This window comes from Roseateles sp. P5_B10 (genome assembly GCF_056400485.1).
Genome location: NZ_JBFULE010000277.1, coordinates 1 through 6,222, shown reverse-complemented (window position 1 = coordinate 6,222; position 6,222 = coordinate 1). Strand labels below are relative to the sequence as shown.

The window sequence follows — 6,222 nt, the reverse complement described above, 5'->3', positions numbered from 1 at the left end:
CGGCAGACCCTTGCCATCGTTGACACCGGCGCGCAGCCAGGCCATCGCCTGCGCCAGGGCCTGCTCGATGACCCAGTCGCCGATCTGCACGGCCAGGCCGGTCGCCTCGACCAGCGGCAGGAAATGCGCCGGTGCGAGCAGGCCGCGCTCGGGGTGCTGCCAGCGCAGCAGGGCTTCCACACCCATGACCTGGCCGCTGCGCAGATCGATCTGCGGCTGGTAGTGCAGCAGCAGTTCATTGCTGTCCAGGGCGCGTTGGAGTCGCGCGACGGCAATCATGCCGGCCTCATCGCGCTGGTCCAGCGTCGGGTCATGGAACTGGATGCCGCCGCGGCCTGCATGCTTGGCGCGGTAGAGGGCGTGGCCGGCGTGGCGCAGCAGCGTTTCCGGGTCGGCGTCGTCCTGGGGATAGAGGGTGGCGCCCATGCTGGCGCCGATTTCAATGGCCAGGCCGTTGCCGACACGGTTCTCGCGGATGGCGACCGGCGTGGACAGCACCGCCAGCAGGCGGTCGGCGGCGCGCTGGGCCTCTTCGGGCGTCTGCACGCGCATCAGCACGGCGAACTCGTCGCCATGCAGCCGGGCCAGCTGATCAGCGGTATCCGGCGCGGCGCCACGCGAGCCGCGCAATGTGGCTTGCAATCGGCCGCTGAGTTGAAGCAGCACGGAATCCGCGACAAGCTGGCCGTGCTCCGCGTTGACGCGGGCGAAGTCGTCGAGGTCGATGAGGCCGACAACGAGCCTGAAGCCGTCGCGGTTGGCCGCGACCAGGGCCAGCTGCAGCCGCCGCATGAACTCGTCGCGGTTGGGCAGGCCGGTGGCGACGTCAAAGCGCAGGCTGCGGCGCAGCAGGTCCTGCTGGCGCAGGCTCTCGCCGAGGTCGGTCAGGCTGAGCAGCCGCCACCTCGGGCTGACGCCGTCGGGCTCCGGCACGGGGCTGAGTTTGGCCGAGAAGACGTGTCGGCCGCCGTCCTCAAGCTCGGCCTGCAACTGGCCGCTCCATGACAGGCCATCATTCAGCGCTGTCTGCAGCTCGGCGGTCTCGTGGCCACTGCGCTGCAGATTGGCGATGCTCAGCGGTGTGGCCGGCCGGCCGACGAGAGCCTCGCGCGGTGCATGCAGGATGTCGCAATAGGCTGAGTTGACCTCGACGACGCGCCACTGCGTGTCGATGACAGCCAGACCCTCGCTGGCCTGCTGGAAGAGGGTGGCCGACATGCGCTCGCGTTCCTCGGCCGTGTGGCGCCAACTGACATCCGCCAGCGTTGCGATGAGACCACGCGCGCGGCCCTGGCGGTCGCGCAGCGGGACATGGGCCTGCAGCTCATGCCAGCGCCAGTCGCCGCCGTCGGCCGCCAGCCGCAGCGACACACCCAGTTGGTTGAGCTGCGGGTCGGCCAGCAGCTCGCGCAGCGCACGGCGCACCGGTTCGCGGTCGCGCGGGTGAGCCAGGCGTACCCAGTCCAGCGGCGCAGTGCCGGCTGCGGTGCCGTCGACGGGCGTCGTCAGGGCCTGCCAGCGCGCCGACGCATGGCGGCGACCCTCGGGCAGGCGCCACTCGGCCAGGGCCAGGCCCTGGGCATCCAGGGCGCTGCGCCAGCCGTCCCGGTCGCGCAACTGGTGGTGGCTCAGCGCGATAAGGACCAGGGGCAGCAAGGCGAAGCCAGCGCCCAAGGCATAGGAGAGCAGGGCCGGCGGCGCGCTGAGTGCCCACAGACCCAGCAGGCCGGCACCCAGCATGGCATTGGCGCGAGGCGAGGCTTGCAGGGCATGCAGACAGAGGAGCAGATGTGGCAACAGCAGCGCGGCGCCGGCCTCCGGTAGCCAGATCAGGGCCGCCTGGGCAAGAACGGCCGCTGTGGCCAGCATGCGGGCGGCCCAGCGGCCGCCGCGGCGCGGGCGTTGGGTGCTGGCCTGCAGGCAGGTACCGGCGCAGAGCAGCCCAAAGCCCCAGGCGGCCGCGAGTTCCAGCGCGCCACCAAGCGCGCCGCTCCGGGTCAGCCCCGCGGCCATCGAGGCTGCCAGTGCGAACAGGCCAGCCAGTACCGGTGCGGCCAGTCCACCCAGCAGGCCGAAAAGAAGGACTTCGCGGCGACCAGTGAGCCGGCCCGTCAGGCGCAGCCGGCGCATCAGCGTGCGATTCAAAGCGATCGCGAGCAGGGGCAGGGCCAGCGCCGTGAGCACGGGTGCCGAGATCAGCAGGTCCAGTGCTGCTGCCGGATCCGCGGGCGAGCGCGCCAGCAAGGGCAGCCCGGCGCCCAGCAGCAAGCCCGCCATGACCAGCGGCAGCACCCAGGCGCTCAGCCGCCATAGCGTCAGCAGGCCCAGAGCCGCCAGCAGCATGGGCACCAGCAGGTCCTGCGCTGGCATGGCCGCAGCGGGCTGGGGAATGCGCAGCAGAGGCGGCAGTGCATCGGCGGCGAGCCCCCAGGCGGTAACCAGGCCGCCCCCCAGGCCGGCCAGCGCGGCCAGGCCGACGCGGCGCAGACGGCGCCAGCCGCGGCGGCGGTCATGGATGCGGCGCGGGCCAGGTGGCAGGGTCGTGGAGGGCGGCGCCTGGACGCTCAGGTCTGGGGCGTGTTCGTCGGATTCCGGGTGGCCGGAATGCAGATCCATGGCCGGGGCCTCAGGCCGATACCTGGGTCAGCGCGCGCACGCAGGGCGCTGGCCAGGTGAATGGGTGGCAAAAATCCGGCATCGCCGCAATCTCGTCGCCGCCATAGCGCGACGATCCCTGGGAAAACCCCAGGCACAGGGTCGCTGGCAGCGTGACGAAAGGCATGGCGCAGTTTAGGCGGGACCTGCACCAAAAAAGAAAAGGGCCATCCCGTAGATGGATGGCCCTGGTCGGTCGCGCCAGCGGGCGCCGGCAGCGGGAATCTGTTCAAACCCCGCAGTCAAATCGCCGGCGTATGCCGGGCAATTGGCCTGCAGGAATTGCCGCTCAGACGGCGAAATCGGTCAGCTTGGCACCGCCTGCAACGGCAGCCTTGAGCCATTTGGGCTGCAGGCCCCGGCCACTCCAGGTTTCACCGGTGGCTTGGTTGCGATACTTGGCGGCTACCTTGGACACCTTGGCCGGCTTGGGCGTGCGCGTGCTGAGGTCGGCCACCGTCAGGCCATATTCGCTCATCAGGGATTTCACCTTGGCCACCGCTTCGCTGCGTTCGCGGTCCTTGGTTTGGCTGATCTGTTGATCAAGTGCCTCGCGCTGGGCCAGGAGTTCTTTCAGAGTGGACATGCTGCTATTCCTCTTGCGATTTGAGCGGGGAGACTCGCGGCATTGACCGCCGCGGCCCCGGAGCCTTGGGGCCGATTGACCGCGAGTATCTCCGTAGGCGAATTAAATCCCGACGGGCAGCATAAATGCAAGAGTTTTCGTTGGTCGGTTGCGACGAGTTTCTTGCTGGTTCGGGCTATTTGCCGATTTGGCGGCGTCGGCCGGCGTTCTGCTGCGACGGCAGCCCTGCGAAACTGAAAGAGAAAAGGCCGGCGACTTGCGTCCCGGCCCTGCACATATGCGGGTGATTTGCGCCTATTCGTTTGCCGGCGGCACGTAGCCGGCCACTTGTTCCGCACCGGTACCAAAGAAATTGTTGGTGGCTGCATCACCTGCGCTGCGCGCAGATGAGCATCCCCCACAGTTTTTCACCTGAGCTGCGCTCAGGCCGATGGCGGTACATAGCCCGCCACCGCTTCGGCACCTGTGCCGAAGAAAAACTGTTCAGCTTGGCGCATCAGGTATTGGCGGGCACGCTGGTCGGCGAGGTTGAGGCGGTTTTCATTGACCAGCATGGTCTGATGCTTCATCCAGGCCGCCCAAGCTTCCTTGCTGACGCTTTCCCACACCTTCTTGCCGAGTTCGGTATGAGCCGGGTAGGGCGGGAAGTCCAGCCCTTCGGCTTCCTTCTTCAGATAGGCACATTGAACGGTGCGGGGCATGGCGGACTCCTACAAACRCGAGAAATGAGAAACGGCCGGCACTTTAGCGCGGCGGCCGTTTGGGCGAACCCGGCGGGGCTTAGTTGAATCGTTTGACCAGCACCAGCGAGCGCCGGTCCCAGTTGTATTTGCGCTTGCGCTCTTCGGGCAGCCATTCCGGGTCCACCTGCTGGAAACCGCGCTTGATGAACCAATGCATGGTGCGTGTGGTCAGCACGAAGATGCTGTCCAGGCCCTGGGCCTTGGCGCGCTGCTCGATTCTTTTCAACAGGCGGTCGCCGTCGCCCTGACCTTGTACTTCGGCGGAGACGGTCAGTGCGGCCATCTCGGCGGTGCGCGCCTCGACATAGGGGTAAAGGGCGGCACAACCGAAGATGACGCCGTCGTGCTCGATGACGGTGTAGAGCTCGGCGTCGCGCTCGATCTCGGTCCGGCTGCGCTTGACGAGGGTGCCGTCGCGCTCGAAGGGTTCGATGAGCTGGATGATGCCGGCCACGTCGTCGGCGCTGGCCTCGCGCAAGCTCTCCAGCTTCTCATCGACGACCATGGTGCCGATGCCGTCGTGGGTGTAGACCTCCTGCAGCAGCGCGCCGTCCACCGCGAACGGGATGATGTGTGAGCGCTCGACGCCGGCACGGCAGGCCTCGGCGCAATGGCGCAGGTAGAACGCGACGTCGGTCGGCTGGGGCGCCGGGCCGGCCTTGGCCAGCATGCGGTCGGCGTCGGCCACGGCCAGCTCGGTATCGATGGGGCTGTCCGGGTCGCCCGGGTTCTCGGGCACGCCGTCGACCTCGCAGACGAACAGCAGCTTGTCGGCCTGCAGCGCGATGGCTGTGGACGTGGCCACGTCCTCCATCGACAGATTGAAAGCCTCGCCCGTGGGCGAGAAGCCGAAGGGCGACAGCAGCACGATGGCGCCAATGTCCATGGCGCGCTGGATGGCTGCGGCGTCGACCTTGCGCACCAGGCCTGAATGCTGGAAGTCCACGCCGTCGACGATGCCGACCGGCCGGGCGGTCAGGAAATTGCCGGAGACGACGCGCACCGTCGCATTGGCCATCGGCGTGTTGGGCAAGCCCTGGCTGAAGGCCGCCTCGATCTCGAAACGCAGCTGGCCGGCGGCCTCCTGGGCGCAATCCAGGGCCACGGCGTCGGTGATGCGGCGGCCATGGCTGAAGCGGGGCGTCTGGCCCTTGGCAGCGAGTTGCTCGTTGACCTGGGGCCGAAAGCCGTGCACCAGGACGATCTTGATGCCCATGGCATGCAGGATGGCCAGGTCCTGCACGAAGGCATTGAGCTTGCCTGCCGCGATCAGCTCGCCCGGCATGCCGACGACGAAGGTCTCGCCGCGGTAGGCATGGATATACGGCGCCACGGCGCGGAACCAGGGCACGAAGGTGTGGGGAAAGACAAGACCGGTCATGGGCCGAATTGTCGCCCGTGACGCGGGTCACTTGACGCTGTCATGTTCGGCTCCGACGATGGTCGCCCCACCACCCGGAGACCGCGATGAAGGACTATCAAGACGTCTACATGACCCCCGGCGCCTTCAGCTGGAATGAGTTGGGCACGCCCAACCCCAAGGCCGCCTGCGAGTACTACGGCAGCCTGTTTGGCTGGACCTTTGACACGATGAACATGGGCCAGGGCGATTACCACGTCATCAAGGTCGGTGACGTCGCTGTCGGTGGCGTCATGACGCCGCCGGCACCCGGCCCGGCCATGTGGGGTGCCTATGTCACGGTCGAGTCCTGCGACGCGACCGTCGAGAAGGCCAAAAGCCTCGGCGGTACGGTCTGCGCCGGCCCCTTCGACATTCCGACGATCGGCCGCATGGCCGTGTTGCAAGACCCGCAGGGCGCCGTGATCCAGGTCATCAGCTACTTCCCGCGCAGCGAATAAAGCGCTTGCGGGACAATCCCGCCGCAATGACAGCTCCGAATCCCGAGAGCCGGCCCGTGAAGCCGGCTCTCTCCATTTCATTCCCTGAATCCCTGCCGGTCTCTGCGCGGCGCGATGAAATCGCGGCTGCCATGGCCGAGCACCAGGTCGTCATCGTCTGCGGCGAGACCGGCTCCGGCAAGACCACCCAGTTGCCCAAGATCGCGCTGGCGATGGGCCGTGGGCGCTTGAACGGTGGTGGCCTGATCGGCCACACCCAGCCGCGGCGCATCGCCGCCAGCAGCGTGGCCAAGCGCATCGCCGAGGAGCTGAAGACGCCGCTGGGCGACGTGGTGGGCTACAAGGTCCGCTTCCAGGATCGCCTCACCAAGACCGCAT

At 67.7% G+C, this 6,222-nt stretch carries 7 protein-coding genes; 2 read left to right on the top strand and 5 right to left on the bottom strand.

All coding sequences use genetic code 11. The annotated features are described in order from the left end of the window. The 5 genes from AC1DU6_RS16820 to argA all read right to left on the bottom strand — a co-directional run. Positions 1-2,616: putative bifunctional diguanylate cyclase/phosphodiesterase (locus tag AC1DU6_RS16820; RefSeq protein WP_477858429.1), on the bottom strand; the 2,616-nt coding region annotated here is incomplete at its 3' end. Between the two features lie 10 nt (positions 2,617-2,626). Then, complete coding sequence (locus AC1DU6_RS16815; protein WP_457394390.1) at positions 2,627-2,782, bottom strand: hypothetical protein; 156 nt, start codon at positions 2,780-2,782, stop codon at positions 2,627-2,629. A gap of 162 nt (positions 2,783-2,944) precedes the next feature. Further along, on the bottom strand, positions 2,945-3,241 hold the full coding sequence (locus AC1DU6_RS16810) for an H-NS histone family protein (protein WP_477858427.1): 297 nt from the start codon (positions 3,239-3,241) through the stop codon (positions 2,945-2,947). Positions 3,242-3,663: 422 nt separating this feature from the next. Beyond that, entirely contained in the window at positions 3,664-3,942 is a 279-nt protein-coding gene (locus AC1DU6_RS16805) for an oxidative damage protection protein (protein WP_056198054.1), read from the bottom strand. A gap of 79 nt (positions 3,943-4,021) precedes the next feature. Beyond that, positions 4,022-5,365, bottom strand: coding sequence for an amino-acid N-acetyltransferase (gene argA / locus AC1DU6_RS16800; protein ID WP_457394392.1), 1,344 nt, complete (start codon positions 5,363-5,365; stop codon positions 4,022-4,024). Positions 5,366-5,451: 86 nt separating this feature from the next. Here argA and AC1DU6_RS16795 point away from each other — a divergent pair, with 86 nt between their 5' ends. Both AC1DU6_RS16795 and AC1DU6_RS16790 read left to right on the top strand, forming a co-directional pair. Next, positions 5,452-5,844, top strand: coding sequence for a VOC family protein (locus tag AC1DU6_RS16795; RefSeq protein WP_056198050.1), 393 nt, complete (start codon positions 5,452-5,454; stop codon positions 5,842-5,844). Between the two features lie 26 nt (positions 5,845-5,870). Further along, the coding region (locus AC1DU6_RS16790) for a hypothetical protein (protein ID WP_477858424.1) at positions 5,871-6,222 on the top strand (352 nt) is incomplete at its 3' end.